This window comes from Rhodococcus sp. NPDC056506 (genome assembly GCF_042794945.1).
Taxonomy (GTDB): Bacteria; Actinomycetota; Actinomycetes; order Mycobacteriales; family Mycobacteriaceae; genus Rhodococcus_F.
Genome location: NZ_JBHTSW010000050.1, coordinates 1 through 21184 on the forward strand (window position 1 = coordinate 1; position 21184 = coordinate 21184).

At 63.6% G+C, this 21184-nt stretch carries 18 protein-coding genes; 8 read left to right on the forward strand and 10 right to left on the reverse strand.

The window, feature by feature from the left end:
- From ACFQ6H_RS26290 to ACFQ6H_RS26300, 3 genes are all read right to left on the reverse strand, one after another.
- A partial coding sequence (locus tag ACFQ6H_RS26290) for a DEAD/DEAH box helicase (RefSeq protein WP_378649539.1) occupies nucleotides 1–2509 on the reverse strand: 2509 nt, incomplete at its 3' end.
- A gap of 26 nt (nucleotides 2510–2535) precedes the next feature.
- Nucleotides 2536–3573: an alpha/beta fold hydrolase gene (locus ACFQ6H_RS26295; RefSeq protein ID WP_019748230.1), complete on the reverse strand. Its 1038-nt coding sequence runs from the start codon at nucleotides 3571–3573 to the stop codon at nucleotides 2536–2538.
- Nucleotides 3574–3754: 181 nt separating this feature from the next.
- Nucleotides 3755–4714 carry a proteasome assembly chaperone family protein gene (locus ACFQ6H_RS26300; protein WP_378445810.1) on the reverse strand — a complete coding sequence of 320 codons (960 nt, stop codon included), beginning with the start codon at nucleotides 4712–4714 and terminating at the stop codon, nucleotides 3755–3757.
- A gap of 361 nt (nucleotides 4715–5075) precedes the next feature.
- On the opposite strand from ACFQ6H_RS26300, the gene ACFQ6H_RS26305 reads away from it, so the two are divergent.
- Together ACFQ6H_RS26305 and ACFQ6H_RS26310 are read left to right on the forward strand one after the other, a co-directional pair.
- On the forward strand, nucleotides 5076–5831 hold the full coding sequence (locus ACFQ6H_RS26305) for a sensor domain-containing protein (RefSeq protein ID WP_378649541.1): 756 nt from the start codon (nucleotides 5076–5078) through the stop codon (nucleotides 5829–5831).
- A 155-nt stretch (nucleotides 5832–5986) separates the two neighbouring features.
- The gene (locus ACFQ6H_RS26310; protein ID WP_378649543.1) at nucleotides 5987–7117 is read left to right on the forward strand and encodes a DUF4192 domain-containing protein; all 1131 of its coding nucleotides are present in this window, start codon (nucleotides 5987–5989) and stop codon (nucleotides 7115–7117) included.
- On the opposite strand, the gene galE is transcribed toward ACFQ6H_RS26310, so the two are convergent.
- Nucleotides 7114–8103, reverse strand: coding sequence for a UDP-glucose 4-epimerase GalE (gene galE, locus ACFQ6H_RS26315; RefSeq protein ID WP_378649545.1), 990 nt, complete (start codon nucleotides 8101–8103; stop codon nucleotides 7114–7116). The two genes, ACFQ6H_RS26310 and galE, sit on opposite strands and share 4 nt — an antisense overlap.
- A gap of 11 nt (nucleotides 8104–8114) precedes the next feature.
- Nucleotides 8115–8801, reverse strand: a complete 687-nt coding sequence (locus ACFQ6H_RS26320) for a metal-dependent transcriptional regulator (RefSeq protein WP_003942150.1) — start codon at nucleotides 8799–8801, stop codon at nucleotides 8115–8117.
- Between the two features lie 176 nt (nucleotides 8802–8977).
- On the opposite strand from ACFQ6H_RS26320, the gene ACFQ6H_RS26325 reads away from it, so the two are divergent.
- A complete protein-coding gene (locus ACFQ6H_RS26325; RefSeq protein WP_378649547.1) occupies nucleotides 8978–10249 on the forward strand; it encodes an acetoin utilization protein AcuC in 1272 nt (423 codons plus the stop codon).
- Entirely contained in the window at nucleotides 10242–12953 is a 2712-nt protein-coding gene (locus tag ACFQ6H_RS26330; protein ID WP_378649549.1) for a GNAT family N-acetyltransferase, read from the forward strand. The genes ACFQ6H_RS26325 and ACFQ6H_RS26330 overlap by 8 nt, the downstream gene beginning before the upstream one ends.
- A 140-nt stretch (nucleotides 12954–13093) precedes the next feature.
- Here ACFQ6H_RS26330 and ACFQ6H_RS26335 read toward each other — a convergent pair whose 3' ends face one another.
- From ACFQ6H_RS26335 to ACFQ6H_RS26345, 3 genes are all read right to left on the reverse strand, one after another.
- Nucleotides 13094–14065: a sigma-70 family RNA polymerase sigma factor gene (locus tag ACFQ6H_RS26335; protein ID WP_003942639.1), complete on the reverse strand. Its 972-nt coding sequence runs from the start codon at nucleotides 14063–14065 to the stop codon at nucleotides 13094–13096.
- A gap of 159 nt (nucleotides 14066–14224) precedes the next feature.
- Complete coding sequence (locus tag ACFQ6H_RS26340) at nucleotides 14225–15724, reverse strand: methyltransferase (RefSeq protein WP_378649551.1); 1500 nt, start codon at nucleotides 15722–15724, stop codon at nucleotides 14225–14227.
- A 26-nt stretch (nucleotides 15725–15750) separates the two neighbouring features.
- Nucleotides 15751–16110 carry a DUF3099 domain-containing protein gene (locus ACFQ6H_RS26345; protein WP_019748237.1) on the reverse strand — a complete coding sequence of 120 codons (360 nt, stop codon included), beginning with the start codon at nucleotides 16108–16110 and terminating at the stop codon, nucleotides 15751–15753.
- An 83-nt stretch (nucleotides 16111–16193) separates the two neighbouring features.
- On the opposite strand from ACFQ6H_RS26345, the gene ACFQ6H_RS26350 reads away from it, so the two are divergent.
- Nucleotides 16194–16430 carry a DUF3039 domain-containing protein gene (locus tag ACFQ6H_RS26350; protein WP_003942602.1) on the forward strand — a complete coding sequence of 79 codons (237 nt, stop codon included), beginning with the start codon at nucleotides 16194–16196 and terminating at the stop codon, nucleotides 16428–16430.
- Here ACFQ6H_RS26350 and ACFQ6H_RS26355 read toward each other — a convergent pair.
- Nucleotides 16403–17665 (reverse strand): YihY/virulence factor BrkB family protein, encoded by a 1263-nt coding sequence (locus tag ACFQ6H_RS26355; protein ID WP_378649553.1) that lies wholly within the window; start codon nucleotides 17663–17665, stop codon nucleotides 16403–16405. The genes ACFQ6H_RS26350 and ACFQ6H_RS26355 overlap by 28 nt on opposite strands.
- Before the next feature lie 256 nt (nucleotides 17666–17921).
- Here ACFQ6H_RS26355 and ACFQ6H_RS26360 point away from each other — a divergent pair, with 256 nt between their 5' ends.
- Nucleotides 17922–19700, forward strand: a complete 1779-nt coding sequence (locus tag ACFQ6H_RS26360) for a DEAD/DEAH box helicase (protein WP_378533375.1) — start codon at nucleotides 17922–17924, stop codon at nucleotides 19698–19700.
- A gap of 108 nt (nucleotides 19701–19808) precedes the next feature.
- On the opposite strand, the gene ACFQ6H_RS26365 is transcribed toward ACFQ6H_RS26360, so the two are convergent.
- Complete coding sequence (locus tag ACFQ6H_RS26365) at nucleotides 19809–20000, reverse strand: hypothetical protein (RefSeq protein ID WP_378533373.1); 192 nt, start codon at nucleotides 19998–20000, stop codon at nucleotides 19809–19811.
- A gap of 234 nt (nucleotides 20001–20234) precedes the next feature.
- Here ACFQ6H_RS26365 and ACFQ6H_RS26370 point away from each other — a divergent pair, with 234 nt between their 5' ends.
- Nucleotides 20235–20612: a DUF952 domain-containing protein gene (locus ACFQ6H_RS26370; RefSeq protein ID WP_378649554.1), complete on the forward strand. Its 378-nt coding sequence runs from the start codon at nucleotides 20235–20237 to the stop codon at nucleotides 20610–20612.
- Nucleotides 20613–20698: 86 nt separating this feature from the next.
- The gene (locus tag ACFQ6H_RS26375; protein ID WP_021344116.1) at nucleotides 20699–21181 is read left to right on the forward strand and encodes a cation:proton antiporter regulatory subunit; all 483 of its coding nucleotides are present in this window, start codon (nucleotides 20699–20701) and stop codon (nucleotides 21179–21181) included.
- The last annotated feature ends 3 nt before the right edge of the window (nucleotides 21182–21184 follow it).

A 21184-nucleotide genomic window follows, 5' to 3' on the forward strand; every position in this document is an offset into this window, starting at 1 on the left:
CACCCAAAACTACAAACAAACAGACCTCGTCGAACACAATTTCGCCCGCAGCATCCGATTCCGGGATGTCGACAACGGCGAGCAGCGCCCAGCCGTGATCACCCTCCGGATCCTCGAGCACCTGCCGCACCCGCCAGAACTCGCCTTCTTCAGTGACCTGGAAGAGCGCCGGCCCGCGCGCTGACGGCCCGGTTCCGATAGTTGCGTACTCCTCGAAGTACGGAAGTAGTTGCTCTTCCCACTCGGCGGCGTCGATACCGTCTTCGAGGTTTTCCAGCTCGTTCCACTGCCGACGCGACGCGAGGTCGATGCGTCGGAACATCGCATTGCGCACCATGACGCGAAATGCGCGTGGGTTCGCCGAGATGGGACGGGGAATGTCGGCGCCGAACGCAACCTCTTCCGTGTCTGCCTCGGCTCCGGGGTCGGTGAGTGACTCCCATTCGTCGAGCAGGCTCGAGTCGACCTGGCGGATCAGCTCGCCCAACCACTCGATGATGTCTTCGAGTTCCTCGGTGCGCGCTTCCGTCGGGACGGTCTGTCGCAGCGCGCGGTAAGCGTCGGCGAGGTAGCGCAGGACGAGACCCTCGGACCGGGTGAGTCCGTAATGGCTGATCAACTCGGCAAACGTCATGGCGCGTTCGATCATGTCGCGTACCACGGACTTGGGCGAGAGGGCGAACTCGGTGATCCACGGATGGCCACCGCGGTACATCTCGAAAGCCGGGAACAGCAAGTCCGACAACGGTTTCGGCCAGGTCACCTCTTCGAGGAGTTCCATGCGCTCCTCGTACTCGATGCCGTCGGCCTTCATCTGTGCCACCGCTTCACCGCGGGCGAAATGCTGCTGCGCCATCAGAACCTGACGCGGATCGTCGAGCGTCGATTCGATGATCGAGACGACATCGAGTGCGTAACTGTCGGATTCGACGTCGAGAAGCTCGAATGCCGCCAATGCGAATGGTGAGAGCGGCTGGTTGAGCGCGAAGTCGCGCTGCAAGTCCATCGTCAGCCGAGCCATCCGGCCGTACTGGTCCGGTTCGTCGAGGCGTTCCACGATACCGGCGCTGAGCAATCCGCGATACAGCGAGATCGCTTTGAGGATGTGCTTTCGTTGCGCCGGACGCGATTCGTGGTTGTCCTCCAACAGATGTCGCATCGCGTCGAAGCAGTTGCCCGGTCGGGCAATGACATTGAGCAGCATCGAGTTGCTGACCGAGAATCGCGACACCAACGGCTCGGGCGATGCAGCGACCAAACGGTCGAACGTCGCCTCGCTCCAGGACACAAACCCCTCGGGAGCCTTCTTGCGTTGAATCTTCTTGATCTTCTTCGGATCGTCGCCGGCTTTGGCGACGGCTCGCAGATTCTCCACCTCGTGTTCGGGTGCCTGGACGACGACGGTGCCCATGGTGTCGTAGCCCGCACGACCCGCACGGCCGGCGATCTGATGGAATTCGCGGGCTTTCAGATGGCGGGTGCGGACGCCGTCGTATTTGGCCAGACCGGTGAGCAGGACCGTGCGGATCGGGACGTTGATGCCGACGCCGAGGGTGTCGGTACCGCAGATGACCTTGAGAAGTCCGTCCTGCGCGAGGACTTCGATGAGCCGTCGATACTTGGGCAACATGCCGGCATGGTGAACGCCGATGCCGTGCCGGACCAGGCGGGAGAGTGTCTTTCCGAAACCGGTGGTGAAGCGGAAACCGCCCAGCGCCTCGGCGATCGCTTCCTTCTCTTCCTTTGAACAGAAGTTGACGCTCGTCAGTGCCTGGGCGCGTTCGAGCGCGGCGGCCTGCGTGAAATGCACGATGTAGACGGGGGACTGGTTGGTGGTGACCAGATCTTCGATGGTTTCGCCGACCGGTGTGGTCGCGTACGAGAACATCAGGGGCACGGGGCGTTCCGTACCGGAGACGACCGTGGTGGGCTTGCCGGTACGGCGCGTCAGATCCTCGGAGAAGAAGTCGACCTCGCCGAGAGTTGCCGACATTAACAGGAACTGCGCATGCGGCAACTCGATGAGCGGAACCTGCCACGCCCAACCGCGATCGGGTTCGGAGTAAAAGTGGAACTCGTCCATCACGACCTGGCCGATATCGGAGTTCGGGCCCTCGCGTAGAGCAAGATTCGCGACGATCTCGGCCGTCGCACAAATGATCGGCGCCGACGAGTTCACGGCGGCGTCGCCGGTCATCATGCCGACGTTCTCGGCACCGAAGACCTCACAGAGCGCAAAGAACTTCTCGCTCACCAGCGCCTTGATCGGCGCCGTGTAATACGTACGCTTGCCGAGCGACATCGCGTAGAAATGCGCGCCGATCGCCACCATCGACTTGCCGGACCCGGTCGGCGTCGCGAGGATCACGTTTGCACCCGAGACCAACTCCATGACGGCCTCTTCCTGGGCAGGATAGAGCGTCAAACCTCGTTCGAGGGTCCACGAGGAGAAAGCGTCGAAAACGGAATCAGGATCCGCGTTGTCGGGGAGAAGTTCCGTCAGCAGCACTCGTACAGGCTAGCCGCAACCGCGGATCAGGTTGCGCTTCGCTCGTCCGAGCCCATGGCGTCGAGCACTGCCATGCGGGTGGACGACGTTCCGGTGATGGTGTTCTCGCCGACGCCGGAGATCAGCATGTGACGCCAGCGCGCCTCGTCGAAGACGAGCGGCGCTGTGCTGGAAAGGAAATCTTCGACGATCTGCAGGAAACGCATCGGATCGTCGCGGAACGGGAAGTGTCCCGAGCCGCGGAAGATTTCGAGACGTGAGTTCGGCATCGCCGCGTGCGCGAGGTGAGCGTGGGAGACGGGAATGACGGAGTCGTCGTCGCCCCAGATCAGTTGAACCGGCAGATTCTCGGTCAGGTAACAGCGGTCGAGCATCGTGACGACCTGGCCGCGCCAGTCCACGACTGCCCGCAGAGTACGAAGATAGGCCTCGTAGGCAGTGGGGTCGGGGAGATCAGCGAGCACTCGAATCAGGTCCGGCGTGTCGTGCAGCATGGTGCCGGGGCGCAGATTCGAACCGTGGACGACTCCGGCAAGGTTTCCGGCCATCCGGACGAGCGGCATCGCGCCGGGAATCCGAAGCAGTTTGACGACCTCGTTGACCACCGGAACGGACATGAGCCGCAGCAGCGGGTGAACATCCTTGGTGACACCACCGGCCGAGACCAGCACGAGGCGATCGACCATGTGCGGAAACTGGTAGGAGAACTGCATCGCTACGCCGCCACCGAGCGAATGCCCGATGACGGTGACGTGCTCGATACCGAGCGTCGACAGAAGATCACGCATGCCGTTGGCGTACGCGGCTACCGAATAGTCGGCGCGCGGCTTGTCGGAGCGGCCGTGACCCAACAGGTCAGGCGCGATGACGGTGTACTTCTTGGCGAGGTGGGGAATGATCTCGGTCCACGTCGACGAGTTGTCGCCGATTCCGTGCAGGAGCAGTACTGCCGGGCCCTCTCCGGCTATCCGAAATGCGCGTCGGTAGCCGTGAATGGTCCGGAACATCATCCGCGGTTCCTCGTCGGGGACCGGTCGGAGCTGACGGTTCCGTGGTCTGCTCATGTCGCCTCCTGGCTCAGCGTGAGACCACGTTGACTGTCTGCTCCAGTTGTTGAGCCGTCAACGAAAATCTCACAGAGTTCGAGGCTATCCGACGGATGTGTCCTGAACAACAGCCCAGGTAACGGAGGGGTTGCGGAATGCGCACAATGTCGAATTATGCGCTCCACCCGTCACGTTTTGGTCAGTTGTCGCCCCGATCGGCGTCTCCAGCTGAGCCGAAATCGTCGTTTCCGGCCTGTTCGGCCAGGAACTTTTCGAACTCTGCGCCGATCTCGTCGCCGCTGGGCAGGTCGGCTTCGCCGGCCAGAAGTGACGACTGTTGTTCCTGAGCGGCGACAAAAGTGTCGTATTGCCGCTCCAAAGCGTGGACTACAGTCTGAACTTCTTCGTTCCCGGCTATGTGCTCGTTAACCTGTTCCCGAACGCGTGCTGCGGCCTCACCCAAAGCCGCCAGGGGAAGTTCCAGATCCGAAACCTCGGAAACGTTTTCGAGCAAAGTCTCTGCTGCGCCCGGGTAGTCGGTCTGCGCGAGGTAGTGGGGCACGTGAACCGAGAAGCCCATCGCCTCGTGGCCGTGCTGAGACATGCGAAGCTCGAGCAGGGACGACGCACTACCGGGAACCTGCAGTTCACCGGACCAGCGCTGATGGTCCTGGATGAGGTCCTTGTTGGTCGAATGTGCTGTCACGCCCAGCGGCCGGGTGTGGGGAATCGCCATCGGAATGGCATTGAGGCCGATGGTTCGACGTACGCCGAGCTGTTCGGACAGCAAGCGAACGGCCGTGGTGAAGCGCTCCCACTTGAGATCCGGTTCCATGCCGGCGAGCAGCAGAAACGGCGTGCCGGTCGTATCGCGCAATGCGTACAGATTGAGGGCCGGTGCGTCGTAGTCGGAGAAATGATCGGCCTTGAAAGTCATCGTCGGTCGACGCGAGCGGTAGTCGATCAGCTCGTCGACAGCAAACGACGCGACAAGTTCGGTTTCCAGGCTTTCCCGCAGATGAGTTGTTGCCAGTTTCACGGCATGGCCTGCGTCGGAGTAACCCTCGAGTCCGTGAATCAGGATCGGTCCCTGGCCGTCGGCAGCCGCCAGTTGGGGCGCCGGGAATTCCAGCTCGTACATCCTCGACTGTTCGTCCATCGCAGTCCCCTTCGCTCTTCGGTCTTGATCTCAAGTGTCCACTATCGGCGCACGCTCGACAGCATCGGAGTCAGGTGCCCGACAGCACTGGATCAGACGTTCATCGGTAAGAACACCGAGTCGGTGACCGATCATTCCCGATCGGGCGAGACGGGCGTTCGCCGAGAGCGAAGCTGAGCGGTATCTTTCGACACTTGGCCTGGGCCTTCGGCAGATGTCCGGCGCGCGGCTTCGGGCATGGCAGAGTGGAACACAAGGTCGGCGCGGCCGATTTGTCCGAAATGGACCGGTCGATTGTCCGGATCGGTCGAGGTCGAGTGCGGAGGCTTACATGCGAGTGTGTCCACGATCGTTCAGGCGAGTGGCAGCATGTTCGTTTGCGGCCGTGGCCGCCGCCGCACTGCTCGCGGGCTGCTCCGGATCGGTTCAAGGTGCACCCGTCCCGGACTCCGCGCCCGCAACAGCCGGTGCGACCGACAGCGGCTCCGAGGGGCCGAGTACGACGGCCGCGCCCAAGACATCGGCCCCCAAATCTTCTACTCCGAAAACAGCGGCATCGTTGTCGGAATTGCTTCTCACTCCGGCCGAATTTCCCACACCGTTCGATGCCGTCGTGCTGCCGCCGCAGGCTGTTCCGATGGCAGCGCCGGATCTTGTCGGCGTCCCGCGCGGTGCCACCGTCGATCCATCCGAATGTGAGCCACCGGAACAGGACTACGGCCCGAACGGGACCGTGATGGCGGTCGGGACCGACAACGCGACGAGGGCGACCATTTCGGTCGAACTCACGAAGGTCGACGCACCACTGGGCGAGTTGGAAGCGCAAACTCGGCAGTGCCCGTCCATGACGGTTACCGCGAACGGTGTCACCACAACTGTGACTACGGAAATTCTTCCGCCCTCGCCGATCGATGCCGACAAGACGATGTCACTTCGCCGCACAGTCGTTTCCCCCAAGGCCGCAGCCGGCGATCAGACGATGCTGACCTTGATCGCGCAGGTCGGCGACGTACGGGTAACGACAACACTGATGACGTTCGGTTCTGCGACACCGTCGACGGCACCGTTGGATCAAGCGTTCACGGCAGCGGTACAGAAGGTCAAAGCAGGTAAGTGATTTCGCAGCACACAGGTCCGACAAGGAGCGGAACTGCTCGGTGCGGCGCGGTACTTGGTCCCCAACAAATGCGGTAATCCACAGATAACTTCGACGCAGCTGTTTCCCCTGGTCGAGTAGACGGCCGGGTCGGGGTGATCAGCGACGGTCTGTGCATGACAACATCACCTCTTCCGGGAGAATTCGAATTCTCCGACGACGATCTTGCCGCCATTCTCGGATGCGTCGAACGCGTCTCCGATCCAGGGGAATTGATCGCGGCAATACCCGCACTCCTGGGATTTCATCCGTCCAACTCTGTTGTTGCGCTGTCGCTGACGGGCAGCTCCGCGTCGACGCTCGGCCCGGTGATGCGTCACGACTACTTTCCCAGCGCCGGGGGGAAGCCTGCGCGGCAGATGAGGGCGGCGCTGCGCCAGTTCGCCGCCGTGTGCGACGGGGAGGGAGCGCGTGCAGTCGTCCTCGTGGTGATCACCGATTGCTCGATCGGTGAAACTCTTCTCGACGAAACCATCGAGCTGGCCGAGGTATTCGAAGACATGCTCGCCGGAACCTGTGTCGAGCTGGCCGACGTATTATGCACGGCCGCAATAGAATCCGGTCGACCATGGGCGAGCGTCATGCGTTCGATTCACCGTGGCACCGTGCCTGACCCGGCATCCTCGCCGGTCGCGGCGGCACAGGTGTTGGGAGGGAGGGTCATTCGCAGTTCGCGTGAGGAACTGGTCCACTGGGTACACGGTGCCGGCCGCAATCACGAGACGATTGCGCGACTGATCACGAGCGGAAGAGAATCGAGTGCGTATGGCGGGGGATCAGGCGGTGATGCCGCAGTCCAGCGCCGGGTCGACCTGGTGTTGGAACATGTCCGCCGTGCGGAGGCAGGCTCTTACCCGGACCCGCAGGAATGCGCAGATCTGATGGTGGCTTTGACGGATGTTCACGTGCGTGACGTGGTGTTGGGTCTGGCGATCACGTCAGTTGCGGCAGCCGCCGAGCAATTGTGGCTCGTACTCACTCATGAAGTACCGTCTCCCGAACGAGCCTGGCCGGCAACACTTCTCGGGTTCTTCGCATACGTGCGCGGAGACGGTCCACTGGCAGGTGTTGCACTGTCGGCCGCACTGTCGGCCGATTCGGAACACACCTTGGCCGGATTGCTGGATTTATCCCTTCAATCCGGCGTGCGCCCCGACGGGATCCGAGACCTCGCGGCCGTCGGATTGTCCATCGGGGAATCGCTCGGAATCGGCGACTTACCGCCGGCACTGCCGAGTGGAGGCTAGCGAGCTGCGTGCGAGCGGTCGCCCAGATCCTGGAGGAACTGCCATGCATCGGCGACGATGACATCGAGATCGGTACGCGTGGGCGTCCAACCCAACTCGGCAATCGCCTTGTCGCTCGACGCGATCAGTACGGCCGGATCACCCAGGCGTCGTGACGCGTCTTCGACGTTGATCGGCAGGCCGGTGACCCGCGCACAGGCAGCGATCACCTCGCGCACGCTGAAGCCCGCACCACTTCCGAGGTTGTAGATGCGGTGCTCGCCGGGAATCGAGGATTCGAGAGCCAGGAGATGCGCTTCGGCGAGGTCCAGCACGTGGATGTAGTCGCGTACTGCGGTTCCGTCCGGCGTGGGCCAGTCGGTTCCGAAGACCGAGATCTTGTCTCGCTGCTCGAGCGCGACCTGCAGGACGAGCGGAATCAGGTGGGTTTCGATCACCCGGTTCTCGCCGGCGGACTTGTATGCGCCCGCGACGTTGAAGTAGCGCAAGCTGGTCGCGCCGAGGCCGTGAGCGATCGAGTACGAGGTGATCGCATGATCGATCGCGAGCTTTGTCGCGCCGTACGGATTGGTAGGGCGGGTCGGAGCGGTCTCCACGATCGGGGACTGCTCCGGTTCCCCGTACGTTGCGGCGGTGGAGGAGAACACGAGGCGGGGAGTACCGGAGATACGGATCGCCTCGAGCAACTCGATGGTCGTGACGACGTTTCCGCGCCAGTACTTTTCGGGGTGCAGCACCGATTCGCCGACCAGCGACTGCGCCGCGAAGTGAAGTACGCCGTCGAAAACCGGTGAACCCGCACTACCGAGGATCTCGGCAGCCAGAGCCCCCACGTCCCCTTCGATGAACTCGGCACCGGCAGGCACCGCGTCGGCATTTCCGGTGGAGAGGTCGTCGATGACGACGACTTCGTGCCCACGCTCGAGCAACACGGTGCTGCACACACTGCCGACGTAACCGGCGCCGCCGGTGACCAGGAGTTTCATCTACTACTTCCTCAGACCTGCTTGACCTGAACGGCGTGAGCCATTTCCTCGGACAGGTCGAATCCGCTGTGACCCGGCACGATGATGGTCACCGAGCCCGGACGGGTTTCGACCGTCACCCTGGCGTCGGGAACGACGCCGGCGTCACGCAGCTGCGCGATCACCTCGGGATCGGACTGCACGTGCTCGGCGAGTCGCCGAACGACCACAGCTGTCTGTGCGCCGTGCGGAATATCGGTCAGGCGCACCAATGTTTCGGTGGTGGCAACCGGGCCGTCGAGTCCCAACTGGTCCAACCCCGGAATCGGGTTGCCGTAGGGCGACGTCGTGGGGTTGTTCAGAACGACGACGAGCCGACGCTCGACCTCCTCGCTCATCACGTGCTCCCAACGGCATGCCTCGGCATGTACGTCTTCCCATTTGAGACCGATGACGTCCACCAGCAGGCGCTCTGCCAACCGGTGCTTACGCATGACAGAGATCGCGAGATCGCGACCCTTGTCGGTGAGTTCCAGATGTCGATCGCCGGCGACCATCAGCAAGCCGTCGCGCTCCATACGCGCAACTGTCTGGCTGACGGTGGGTCCGCTCTGTTCGAGCCGTTCGGCGATCCGCGCCCGGAGTGGGACTACGCCCTCTTCTTCCAAGTCGTAGATCGTCCGGAGATACATCTCCGTGGTGTCGACTAGATCCTTCACACTCAACCCCTTCGTCAGTTGATCATTCTACCGTTCAGTTCGTGGTTCCGGTGCCGCCTCCACTGCGGCGAGTCCAGCGCATGCCCGAAATGGATTCGTGTCACTCGATCTCGGTCTCCGTAGCGGGCCACGAGTGTGGTGTGCGGCACGAAACGAGAAGGAAGTAGCGTGATCCCATGACCGCGTCGATCAGATCTGACGGGGACCCCGCGGCGTCTCGAGCGAATCGAGTCGTGGTGTGGAGTCCGGAGTACCTGAGCTATCGGTGGAGCGCCGATCACCCGATGAATCCCACCCGTCTGGATCTCACGATGGCGCTCTCGCGAAGCCTCGGACTTCTCGAGGGCATCGAGTTTCTCGAACCGAGCGCCGCGTCCGATGCCGACCTCCTCCGAATCCACACACCGGCATATCTTGCAGCGGTCAAAGACGCGGGTAACTCTGCGAACAACGGTGTGAGCGGCCAGGATGTTCCCCACGGGTTGGGTACCGAGGACAACCCCGTGTTCCCGCACATGCACGAAGCAAGTGCGATCCTTGCCGGCGGCTCGTTGGCCGCAGCGCAGGAAATCGCTTCGGGACGTACCCGCCGCGCGGTCAGCATCGGCGGCGGCATGCACCATGCGATGGCGGATTGGGCTTCGGGATTCTGCGTCTACAACGATGCGGCTGTGGCGATTTCGTGGCTGCTCGACAACGGTTACGACCGCATCGCCTACATCGACGTCGACGCTCACCACGGCGACGGTGTGCAACATGCGTTCCTCGGGGACCCCCGAGTACTCACGGTCTCGCTGCACCAGCATCCGGCAACGTTGTGGCCCAACACCGGGTGGTCGAGCGAAGTCGGCGACGGCGCGGCCGAAGGTACAGCGGTGAACATCCCGATGCTGCCCGGGACCGTCGACGCGTTGTGGCTGCGCGCTTTTCACGCCGTCGTCCCGGGTGCCATTGCAGCCTTCCGCCCGCAGATCATCATCAGCCAGTGCGGGGTGGATTCGCATCGCGAGGACCCGCTCGCGGACCTCGCCCTCACCGTCGACGGTCAGCGTGCCGCGTTCCTGGCGATGCGCGACCTCGCCGACCGCTACTCCGAGGGACGGTGGCTGGCGGTCGGCGGCGGGGGATACGGACTGGTTCGCGTCGTGCCGAGAGCCTGGACCCACCTGATCGCGGCCGCGCTCGATCGCGAGATCGACGTCGACACAGCTGTCCCCGAAGACTGGAAGGACTCGACGAAACTTCGTGCGCCGAGCGTCGACCTCCCGCCGACCATGGGTGACGGCGGCAATGTCGCTTACACGCCGTGGGACGGCCCGGGTGGTACACCGGAGACAGGTGTCGCCTCGGTGGACCGTGCGCTCACCCGCATCGACTCGGCGATCATCGCGACGCGCCGCGCTTCGTTCCCGCTACTCGGACTCGACCCGGAGGATCCCCGTGACTGAACAGTCCGATACCGAAGAAGCCGGAGCCGGAACGAGCGGTGAGGCTCCCGCGACCGATCCCGCCCACACCTATCCGCATTCGTGGGTAGTCGACGTCCTCGCTTCCGACGGAGGTGCTGTGGCGCTGCGACCCATCGTTCCCGAGGACGCGGACAAGCTCGTCGAATTCCACGGCAAACTCTCCGAGCGCACGCGATACCTGCGGTACTTCGGCCCGTACCCCACGATGTCGGCGCGCGACGTCAAGAATTTCACGACCGTCGACCACCACAATCGCGTCGCGTTCGTGATGATGCTCGGCGACGAGATCATCGCGGTGGGACGATACGAGCGACTCCTCGACGTAGGGGACGGCAAGTCTGCCGAGGTCGCCTTTGTCGTCGCCGACGCACACCAGGGGCGCGGCCTCGGACCGATCCTGCTCGAATACCTGGCAGCAGCAGCGGCCGAGAACGGTCTGACGATGTTCGTCGCCGAAGTCCTCTCCGAGAACCGCAACATGGTGACGGTCTTCCGTGAGGCCGGGTACCAGGTGAGTCGCTCGTTCGACGGCGGCGTACTGCGACTCGAATTTGCGATCGACCCGACGGAAGCGCTTGTTTCGGTACGTAATTCGCGGGAGCGGGCAGCCGAAGCACGCAGCATGGGTAACGTACTCAGCCCACGATCGGTGGCCGTGATCGGCGCATCGGCGGACCCTGCCAAGGTGGGCAACGCGGTGTTGACCAACCTGCTGCGCGGCGGATTCACCGGACCTGTTTACCCCGTCAATGCCGAGCATCGGTCGGTGCACGGGGTGCGGGCGTACCCGACGGTTCGTGACATCCCCGACGACGTCGACCTGGCTGTCGTGGCGGTTCCTGCGGAATCGATCAATTCGGTACTCGACGACTGCCTCGACAAGGGCGTCAAAGCGCTGGTGGTCGTCTCGTCCGGCTTCAGTGAGAGTGGTCCGGACGGGCGCTCGTCCGAACGCAAACTGGTCCACGCGGCCCGCGCCCACGGAATGCGGCTCATCGGCCCGAATGCGCTGGGCGTCGCGAACAACGACCCGGCGATTTCGTTGAATGCTACGCTCGCGCCGGTTTTGCCGGTGGCAGGCAACGTGGGCTTCTTCTGTCAGTCCGGCGCGCTCGGCATCGCCATTCTCGACGAAGCCGCGCGCAGCCGAATCGGATTGTCCGCCTTCGTTTCCGCCGGTAACCGTGCGGATGTCTCGGGCAACGACCTTCTGCAGTACTGGGATTCCGACCAGTCCACCGAAGTGGTACTTCTCTACCTGGAGAGCTTCGGCAACCCCCGAAAGTTCTCCCGCATCGCCCGTCGAGTTGCGCGGAAGAAGCCGATCGTCGCGGTCAAGAGCGGTCGGCACGCGGTTCCGCCAGTGCTTGCGGCCACCGGAGTCGAGATCGACGATTCGATCGTCCGCGCCCTCTTCGAACAGGCCGGCGTCATCCAGGTCGGCTCCATCTCACAGTTGTTCGACTGTGCGCTGCTCTTCGGATATCAGCCGTTGCCGGCCGGTCCACGGCTTGCCGTCATCGGCAACTCGACCGCGCTCGGTGTCCTTGCTGCGGACGCCGCCCGCAGTGAAGGTTTGCAAGTCAGCGACCCCGTCGACCTCGGCGCACAGGCGAGCCCGGAACTGTTCGCCACGGCCGTGCGCGACGCGTTGGCGTCGTTCGACGTCGATGCCGTCATCGCCGTCTTCGTTCCCCCCGTTGCCATACCGGTCGAGCCGTTCGCGAAAGCGCTCAAAGACGCGGTGGCCGGGTCGGACAAGCCGATTCTCACGACGTTCCTCGCAGCGGAGGGTGTGCCGGACGTCCTGGCGGTCCGTGACGAAGTCGGTAACCCGACCCGCGGTTCGGTGCCTTCCTACCCGGGGCCGGAGCGTGCCGCACTGGCGTTGGCGAGGGCTTGGCGTTACGCGGAGTGGCGCAGCAAGCCTGCGTCGAAGGTTGTTCGCCCCGTGGGAATCGACTCCGAACGAGCCCAGAAGATGGTGGCCGATTGGCTCGAAAACTCGCCTGGGCGTTGGCTTTCGGACGTGGAAGCGGCGGCTCTCCTCGAGTGCTACGGCGTCGCCGTCGTCGAATTCCGTTCGGTCCTGAGCGAAGACGAAGCTGTAGAGGCAGCGGATGCGGTCGGCTATCCGGTCGCGGTCAAGGCAACCGGCGAAATGTGGCGTCACCGACCGGATCTGGGCGGCGTCAGGCTGGATCTGAGTGGACCGGAATCGGTGCGCCTCGCATACCGCGACCTTGCGGCCGCGTCCGGTGAACCGCTGCTGCACGTGCAGAAAATGGCGACCAAGGGCATCGGATGTGTGGTCGGTGTCCAGGACGACCCGTCCTTCGGCTCGCTGATCTCGTTCGGGCTCGCCGGTGTGATCTCGGACCTCCTCGGCGACCGTGCCTATCGCGTGCTGCCACTCACCGAGGACGCGGCAACCGAATTGATCGACGCACCCAAGGCGGCACCGCTTCTGTCCGGATATCGCAACGCCGTTCCGGTCAACAAGGGTGCGTTGGTGGATCTGGTTCAGCGCATCTCGGCGCTGGCCGACGACCTTCCCGAAGTCCGCGAACTGGCCTGCGAGCCGGTACTCGCTTCGGCCACGGGAGCAGAGATCACCGATTCACGCGTCCGAATCGGACCTGAACCGAGCGCAATCGACCTTGGGCCCAGGCGGTTGCGGTAGATACAGCGGTTGGGGTGGATACAGCGAACAACACCGGCCACCGCACATTTCCCGAGGGGGAGGGAAATAGCGGTGGCCGGTGCTCTGTGCGGTGCGTCAGCGCGAGTGGTGTGGCGCGCCGACGCACGTGCTGTGTTCGATCAGCTGGCGTATGACCGCAGTTTCTCGGCGCGATCACCGACACGGAGCTTGCCCATGACCTCACGCTCGATCTGACGAACCCGCTCGCGCGAGAGACCGAAGAGCTTGCCGATCTGATCGAGGGTGCGGGGCTGGCCGTCGTCGAGACCGTAGCGGAGCCGGATGACCTGCTGCTCACGCTCGTCGAGTGTCCCGAGCACGCTGCGCACGTCGCTGTGAAGCAGACCGGCGATGACGGCGTTCTCAGCCGAGGTCGCCTCGGAATCTTCGATGAAATCGCCCAAGGGCGCTTCTTCGTCGTTGCCGACCGGCATGTCCAGGCTTACCGGGTCGCGGCTGTGGTCGAGCAGATCGGCGATCTTGTGCGCCGGGATGCCCGACTCTTCGGCCAACTCGTCGTCCGTCGCTTCGCGCCCGAGCTGCTGGTGCAGTTCGCGCTTGATGCGGGCGAGCTTGTTGACCTGCTCCACGAGGTGCACTGGGAGCCGGATGGTGCGGCTCTGATCAGCCATTCCGCGGGTGATCGCCTGACGGATCCACCAGGTGGCGTACGTCGAGAACTTGAAGCCCTTGGCGTAGTCGAACTTCTCCATGGCACGGATGAGTCCGAGGTTGCCTTCTTGAATGAGATCGAGGAGCGGCATACCGCGACCGGTGTAGCGCTTGGCCAGCGAGACGACGAGTCGCAGGTTCGCTTCCAGGAGGTGGCTACGCGCCGACTGTCCCTCGCGAACGATCGTTGCGAGATCCCTCTTCTTGGCGACTGTCAGGCGCTTTCCCGTGGCAAGAACGTGGCTGGCGTACAGCCCCGCTTCGATTCGCTTCGCCAGTTCGACCTCGTCTGCGGCTGTCAGCAGTGCGGTACGACCGATCCCGTTCAGGTAGACACGGACCAGGTCTGCGGCCGGGCTCTGGGCGTCCAGATCTGCGGCGCTCGGACGAATGCGAGTAGTGGTGCTGGGGCTTGTCATGACTTGCCTCCCTATCGGCGGTCTCTCACACAGTTCAACGTGTGAGAGTTCCGGGAAAGTTCCCGCGCCGATTTCCGCTAAATCGCCGTGACCTGCAGTTATTTCCCAGTCGTCCTGAGAAGTTGCTGAGAACACAAAAATCTGCAACTCGCCGGGAACTCAATTCGTGACGGGAAGCACCAACCCGTGACGGACCAGCGAGACCAGCAGTGTGACGACGGCCTCACGTAGTTGGTCAGGGTCTTCGCCGTTCGCAGCGGCGAGAAGTTCCACCAGTTCGTCGACCACCAATCCGTCCGCTCTGAGCCCGGCGAGCAGCGCAGCACCGAGCTCGTCGATCTCGTGCTGCCAGTGCGGTCCGTTGCCACGGTGCACACGCGTGACCACTTGCTGCCATCCCTCGTCACCGGGGAGGTAGACGCGTTCGAGAGCCGTGTCCGGATCGAGGACGAAGCGTTCCTCGAGGACGTCGTGTTCACGCAACCAGGCAAGACGATCGAAGTACGCCGACGACTCGGCCCCGAGTGGGTCCGAGAAGCCGTGCATGAGATCCTCGGCCATCAGATCGGTGGGGAAGTCGGTGCGGCGGAGGAAGACGAACCCGAATCCGACGCCTTCGACGTCGGCTTCTTCGAGGTGGTCAAGCCAGGCGTTCGCCCTGGACGCCGTTTCCGGGTCCCGTGGATCCTGCCCGCCGTCCTTGAGCCACGTTCCGACGTACAGAGCCGGATCCGCCACGTCGCGCTGCACGACCCAGGCATCGACGCCGTGCGCCGGCAGCCACGACGCGATCCGCGAACGCCAGTCCTGCCCTTCGATGTGCACCCACGACGCCAACAGTGCTGCCGTGCCGCCGGGGTTCAGGTAGTCGATCGAGCGCGAGATCATCAATTCGCTCGCACCGTCGAGATCGAGGCCGGAATCGCGGTACGTGTGATGTACGCGTGCCTCGCCGACGACAAACGGGGGATTGGCGACCACCTGGTCGAAGGTTCGACCCTCGACCGGTTCGAACCAGGACCCTTGAAGCAGTTCGACGTCGAGTCCGTTGAGCGCCATGGTCGCGGCCGTCAGATCGACCGCGCGTTGATTGATGTCTGTTGCCGTCACCGAATCGGCATAGGTGTTCGCGTGCAGGGCTTGGATGCCGCAACCCGTGCCGAGGTCGAGCACGCTGCCGACCCTTGCGGTGGGCGTCGCCTGCAACAAGGACAGCGATGCATGGCCGACACCGAGCACGTGATCGGCCGTGGCCTTCTTCGGGCGGATTCCGCCGTCGAGATCCGAGATCACCCAACGATCGCCGTCGCCGACGTCGATGGGGCGAAGATCGACCGCGGCCCGCACCAGCGGGTTCTCACTGTCGAAGTTCTCACCTTCGAGCAGACCGGCATCGACGCACTGTGCCATTGTCAACGGAGCCAGCGCTGCAGCGACATCGGCCGCCGGGCAGTCATCGGCGAGAAGGAACAGTCTGATGAGAACGCCCAGATCCCCGTGGTCGAGGCTGGCGCGGCGGACAGGGACCGGCTCACTACGGCCGAGAGCGGCGTGAACTTCGGGCCCCAGTGCGTCGAGCATGGTTCCGGTGTCGAATCGATTGCGAAGCAGAGCCTCACGCAGCGCAGGGGTGATGGACAGGAGCGTTTCGCTTCTCACCCGGTCATTCTCGCAGGCGGAACTTGTCAGCCTTCGATGGTGTGGTGCGTCGCGGATTCGATCTCGCCTGCGGTCTTCTTTCGCCCGTCGTATCGACTCGGCTCGTCCTTGGTGCGCGGTGGTCGGTCGTTGGCGATCAGGACGGCGATCCAGGGAAGCGGAATGGATGCACCGATGATGAGCATCGAGATCCAGGCGTTGGCCCAGATGCCGTACGCGATCGCCGCGAGGATCAACGCCGGGAACCGGAAGGACATGATGATCATGTACTTGCGCACTCGGGCTTTGTGCTGTTCTTCGACGGACTTCTGCGCTTCGGTGATCAGTACGGGATTGTCGGGAGTCCCGGCCTCGTCGGACCTGCCGAACGCGCCATTTCGTGCCATGACTCCACTGTTCCACTCTCGGCCGACAATTGCACACGACCCGTAGGTCGCACCGCTGTGACGGAGACGGCATTATTGGAGGGGTGAGCACTCAAACCAAGGAACGTCCCGACGTCTCCACTGACGAAACGACCGACGACGACACCCCGAAGTTCTTCCACTACGTGAAGAAGAACAAGATCGCCGAGAGCGCCGTCATGGGCACCCATGTCGTCGCGCTGTGCGGCGAGGTGTTTCCCGTGACGAAGTCCGCCAAGCCCGGATCACCGGTGTGCCCGGACTGCAAGAAGATTTACGAAGGACTCCGTAAGGGCGACTGACCTCGGGTCACGCGAGCGGCGGTACTTCCAGAGCTCGGCGGATCGACAGCCTCGACGCAGTCGGACGCCGGGCTTTGCGCGTCTGTGTCCGGCTTACCGACAGGATCTTGGTCGTTGCAGGAGTTCCGGCGCGACTCCGTTTGGTTGCTCGCCGTTTGTCTGCTGCGCGGCCGTCCGTACGAGGGAACCGCGGCTGGATCCGCTTTGTCGCCCGAGATGCGGATCGGGCTGGTGGCAAGGTGCCAGGTCAGGTTGGTGACCGGGCCCGTGGCGTCGTCGGTGTTCTGAGAAGCGAGCCACTCTCGCATCTGCTCCATCCGGGTGGCACGAGCCGGCCAGAATTCCTGCACCGTCGCGTTGAACTCGGCGCCGAGCACGACGGCAAAACCGAGGAAGAAGGTGAAGAGCAGAAATGCGATCGGCGTTGCCAGCGCGCCGTACGTGTAGCCGGTGCTGGTGACAAATCCCAGGTACCAGCGTAATCCGGTGCTGGCGGCCATGAAGAACACACCGGCGACCAGAGCGCCGGCGAGGAGTCGATGCCACGGCAGCGACTTCGGCAGAGCGACCTTGTAGAGCGTCGTGAGGCCGATGATCACCAGTAGGCCGACCGCGGGGTAGTAGAAGGTGTCGACCAGATTCGATCCGACTTCGTACCAGGAGGCGGGCAGTGCTCGCCCGACGAGCGTCGGTCCGAGAGCCACCAACGGCAGGATGAACACCGCCATCACCAGGAACATCACGTAGAGCAGCAGGGCGAAGATGCGCTGCCAGATGGGATTGCGTGCGTCTTGCTGACCGTGTGCTTCCACGATCGAGTCGACGAACGTACTGATCGCCGACGATCCCGCCCACAGGGAGAGCAGGAAGCCGACCGAGATGATCTCCGGCCGTCCGCGCTGCAAAACGTCCGTGACGGTCGGACGGATGATCTGGTCGACGACGCTTTCGCTGAAGATCGTTCCGCTGAACGTGACGATCTTGGATTCGATGATCTCGACGGTGTTGGGTCCGAACCATCCACCGATGTAGCCGATCATCCCGAGAAGGCCGAGCAGCAGGGGAGCGAGTGACAGCGTTTGCCAGAACGCGGCCGTAGCCGCCTTTCCGAAGATGGAATCGTCCCAGGCCTTGCTCAGCGTTCGACCGATCAACTGCCCGGTGCGGCGTAGCGGATGCCATCTGCGGTGGTGCAGATCACTTCCGCTCGACTTCTCGCCTCGCGCTTCACTCATGATGTCTCCAGCATCCCTGACGACACACCCGGTTGCCCAACCATGGCGCCGACGTGTCGCACATTTCTGAGACAATTCGCGTGCAGGTCGGCAGGATGCGAGGGCAGCGAAAGCTCGCCGGCCGGAGTGAGAACGGCCATGAGTACGCGCTTCGAGTGCGGCTTTCGTCGGTGGCGGCGGCTAGGCTCGTCGCCGGACATTGATGAAAATTCGAGGAGCGCGAGACAACAGTGCGATTCCAGTGGAGGCGCGGCCTATGACGTCTGAGACCGTGGCAGCCGAACTCGGCAATTCGACCGAACCCGCCGGAGCCCAATCCGCGGGAACCCAGCCTGGCGCCCCTACCGGTTCCCTTCGTGCATGGCAGCGCCGTGCACTGACCAAATACCTTTCCAGCAGCCCCCGTGACTTCCTGGCGGTCGCAACGCCAGGAGCAGGTAAGACCACCTTCGCTCTGCGAGTAGCTTCGGAATTGCTCCGCGACCGGACGGTCGACCAGATCACCGTCGTCGCTCCGACCGAGCACCTCAAGCACCAGTGGGCCGAGTCCGCTCAGCGCTCCGGCCTGGCATTGGACTCGCGGTTCTCCAACTCGACCGGCCAGACCTCGAGTGACTATCACGGAGTCGTGCTGACCTACGCCCAGGTTGCTTCGCACCCGTCGAAGCACCGTGTGCGCACCGAAGGCCGCAAGACGCTGGTCATCCTCGACGAGATCCACCACGGCGGCGACGCGAAAAGCTGGGGCGACGCCATTCGTGAGGCTTTCGGCGACGCGACCAGGCGGCTCGCGCTGACCGGAACTCCGTTCCGCAGTGACGACAGCGCCATTCCTTTTGTCGAGTACGAGCCGGACAAGGAAGGTCTGCTCCGCTCGAAAGCCGATCACTCCTACGGATATTCGGATGCGCTCAAGGACGGCGTGGTGCGACCCGTCGTGTTTCTCGCCTACTCGGGCGAAGCGCGGTGGCGCAACAACGCCGGCGAGGAATTCACCGCCAGGCTCGGCGAGCCGCTGAGCGCCGAGCAGACGACTCGGGCCTGGCGGACGGCCTTGGACCCTGCCGGGGACTGGATTCCTGCCGTGCTGCACGCAGCAGACACCCGTTTGGCGCAGCTGCGCAGTACCGGTATGCCCGATGCGGGTGGACTTGTCATCGCGACCGACCAGACAGTGGCCCGCGAGTATGCGAAGGCGCTCGCCGCGATCACCGGCGAACAGCCGGCCGTCGTGCTGTCCGACGACCCCACCGCTTCCAAGCGAATCGCCGAATTCGGTGCAAGCGACCAGAAATGGATGGTCGCGGTCCGGATGGTGTCCGAGGGCGTCGACGTTCCCCGTCTGGCTGTCGGTGTGTACGCGACCAGCGCGTCGACCCCGCTGTACTTCGCTCAGGCGATCGGGCGCTTCGTGCGTTCGCGTCGCAAGGGTGAGACTGCCAGTGTCTTCCTGCCTTCGGTACCGGTGCTCCTGGACCTTGCCGCGCAGCTCGAGGCTCAGCGTGACCACGTCCTCGGGAAGCCGCATCGTGAGAAGGACGGCCTCGAAGACGACCTGCTCGCCGATGCGAACAAGCAGAAGGACGAACTGGGCGAGGAGGAGAAGGCGTTCACGTCCCTGGGCGCCGACGCCGAGCTCGACCAGGTGATCTACGACGGATCATCCTTCGGTACCGCGACGTTCGCCGGAAGCGACGAGGAAGCCGACTACCTCGGACTCCCCGGCCTACTCGACGCCGATCAGATGCGGGCGCTGCTGCGTCAACGTCAGCAAACGCAGGTCGAGGCCAACTCGGCCAAGGCCGCCGCCCCGCAACCCACTGCGGCAGTGGTATCCGATCGAGCGGCGACGGCAGATCAACTCGGTGCGCTCCGCAAGGAGCTCAACGGGTTGGTGGCGATGAACGTTCACCGCACCGGTAAGCCCCACGGCATCATTCACGCGGAACTGCGCCGGGTGTGCGGCGGCCCGCCGACGGCCATCGCGACCGTCGATCAGCTGACCGAGCGCATCGCGATCCTACGCAGCTGGTAGCAGCTGATACCGGCCCCGGAACGGCAGAACGGGCGATCACAGTGATTGTGATCGCCCGTTCTGGCGTTCATGGCGCGCCTCGTGAAGAGGCCACCCCCGGCTGACAGGTCAGAGTGCGGGTTCGCTTTCGGAGACGACGGCATTCATCTCGCGAAGTCGATCCGCGTGTTCGGTTGCGTGGTGTCCGCAGAAGAGAAGCTCGCCGCCGGTGGGAAGCACGGCGCGTACGCGTGCTCCGGCACCGCACCGGTCGCACCGGTCGGCAGCGGTCAACTGTGGGCTGGTCAGTGTTCCGGGCATGACTCCTCCGTACTGGCTTTGCGGCTTTCGGGCCGCGTGCCTGGGGCCTGGTCCGCCGCGTCGGAATGGCGCGGTAGATCCACTCTTACAGACGTTTGGGGTTTACGGGTTGTTCCCGAACCCGTTTCTTAGTGTTGTGTCTCACTGGAAATGCGCTGGGCAGGCATTCTTCGGTGAAGATTGTTCGCTGACAGCTGATTCGAATCGTCGACGTCAGCCCGATATTCTGGGCTGATGAACCCGGGACGCGAACCACGTATCGACGAGAGCGTCGAGTTGCTCCACATGTGCACGCGCGAGGAATGGGCGCGGGCACAACAGCTCGGTGAACGCATCCCCGACGGATTCGAGGCCGAGGGATTTGTTCACATGTCGACTCCGGCGCAGGTTCATCTCCCGGCGAATCGGATCTTCGCCGGCCGCGACGACATTGTTCTTCTCGCGATCGATCCGGCCTTGCTCGATGGTCAGGTGAAGTACGAACCCGGTGTTCCCTCGGACCCGGAATCGATGCGTTTCCCGCATCTGTACGCCCCGATTCCGGTCGCTGCCGTCACCGCTGTCGTCGAGTATTTTCCGGACGAGAACGGCGTATTTCCACCGGTTCGGTAGGTCGCCGGTACGCCCACTGCGAACGGCGCCAAGCGGATTACGGCCCTCACGCGATGCAGGTCGCCGATCGGCGCTACCGTTGGTATATGAACGTAGAAGTCACCCCACTACCGGGGATCGGGACGCGCAAGGATTTTGTTCTGTCTTCCGGTCGTCGCGTGGGTGTCGTCACCCATCGGGACGGTCATACCGATCTCATCGTGTCCAAGGCAGATGACCCTGACGCGTGTGCTGCCTCGCTTCCTCTGACCACCGAGGAAGCGGCAGCGCTCAGCAATCTCCTGGGTGCCCCACAGCTCGTTGCCCAGCTCGAAGAAGAGCACCGCGACCTTCCGGGAATTCGAACCAAACAGCTCTACATCAAGGACGGCTCGCGCTACGACGGCCAGACCCTCGGGGACACCGGCATGCGCACGCGTACCGGCGTCTCCATCGTCGCTGTCATGCGCGCAGGCCAGGTGAGCCCGTCCCCGAACCCCGACTTCACCTTCACCGGGGGAGATCTACTCGTAGCAGTCGGAACGCCGGACGGTTTGGCCGCAGCGGCAAAAATCTTGGCCAACGGCTGACTG

Excerpts from the sequence above, each read along its gene's own strand:
- ACFQ6H_RS26365 (WP_378533373.1), bottom strand. The coding sequence starts at position 20,000 with ATGCCCGGAACACTGACCAGCCCACAGTTGACCGCTGCCGACCGGTGC.
- ACFQ6H_RS26335 (WP_003942639.1), bottom strand. The coding sequence starts at position 14,065 with ATGACAAGCCCCAGCACCACTACTCGCATTCGTCCGAGCGCCGCAGAT.
- ACFQ6H_RS26295 (WP_019748230.1), bottom strand. The coding sequence starts at position 3,573 with ATGAGCAGACCACGGAACCGTCAGCTCCGACCGGTCCCCGACGAGGAA.
- ACFQ6H_RS26370 (WP_378649554.1), top strand. The coding sequence starts at position 20,235 with ATGAACCCGGGACGCGAACCACGTATCGACGAGAGCGTCGAGTTGCTC.
- ACFQ6H_RS26325 (WP_378649547.1), top strand. The coding sequence starts at position 8,978 with ATGACCGCGTCGATCAGATCTGACGGGGACCCCGCGGCGTCTCGAGCG.
- ACFQ6H_RS26300 (WP_378445810.1), bottom strand. The coding sequence starts at position 4,714 with ATGGACGAACAGTCGAGGATGTACGAGCTGGAATTCCCGGCGCCCCAA.
- ACFQ6H_RS26355 (WP_378649553.1), bottom strand. The coding sequence starts at position 17,665 with ATGAGTGAAGCGCGAGGCGAGAAGTCGAGCGGAAGTGATCTGCACCAC.
- galE (WP_378649545.1), bottom strand. The coding sequence starts at position 8,103 with ATGAAACTCCTGGTCACCGGCGGCGCCGGTTACGTCGGCAGTGTGTGC.
- ACFQ6H_RS26360 (WP_378533375.1), top strand. The coding sequence starts at position 17,922 with ATGACGTCTGAGACCGTGGCAGCCGAACTCGGCAATTCGACCGAACCC.
- ACFQ6H_RS26375 (WP_021344116.1), top strand. The coding sequence starts at position 20,699 with ATGAACGTAGAAGTCACCCCACTACCGGGGATCGGGACGCGCAAGGAT.
- ACFQ6H_RS26310 (WP_378649543.1), top strand. The coding sequence starts at position 5,987 with ATGACAACATCACCTCTTCCGGGAGAATTCGAATTCTCCGACGACGAT.
- ACFQ6H_RS26345 (WP_019748237.1), bottom strand. The coding sequence starts at position 16,110 with ATGGCACGAAATGGCGCGTTCGGCAGGTCCGACGAGGCCGGGACTCCC.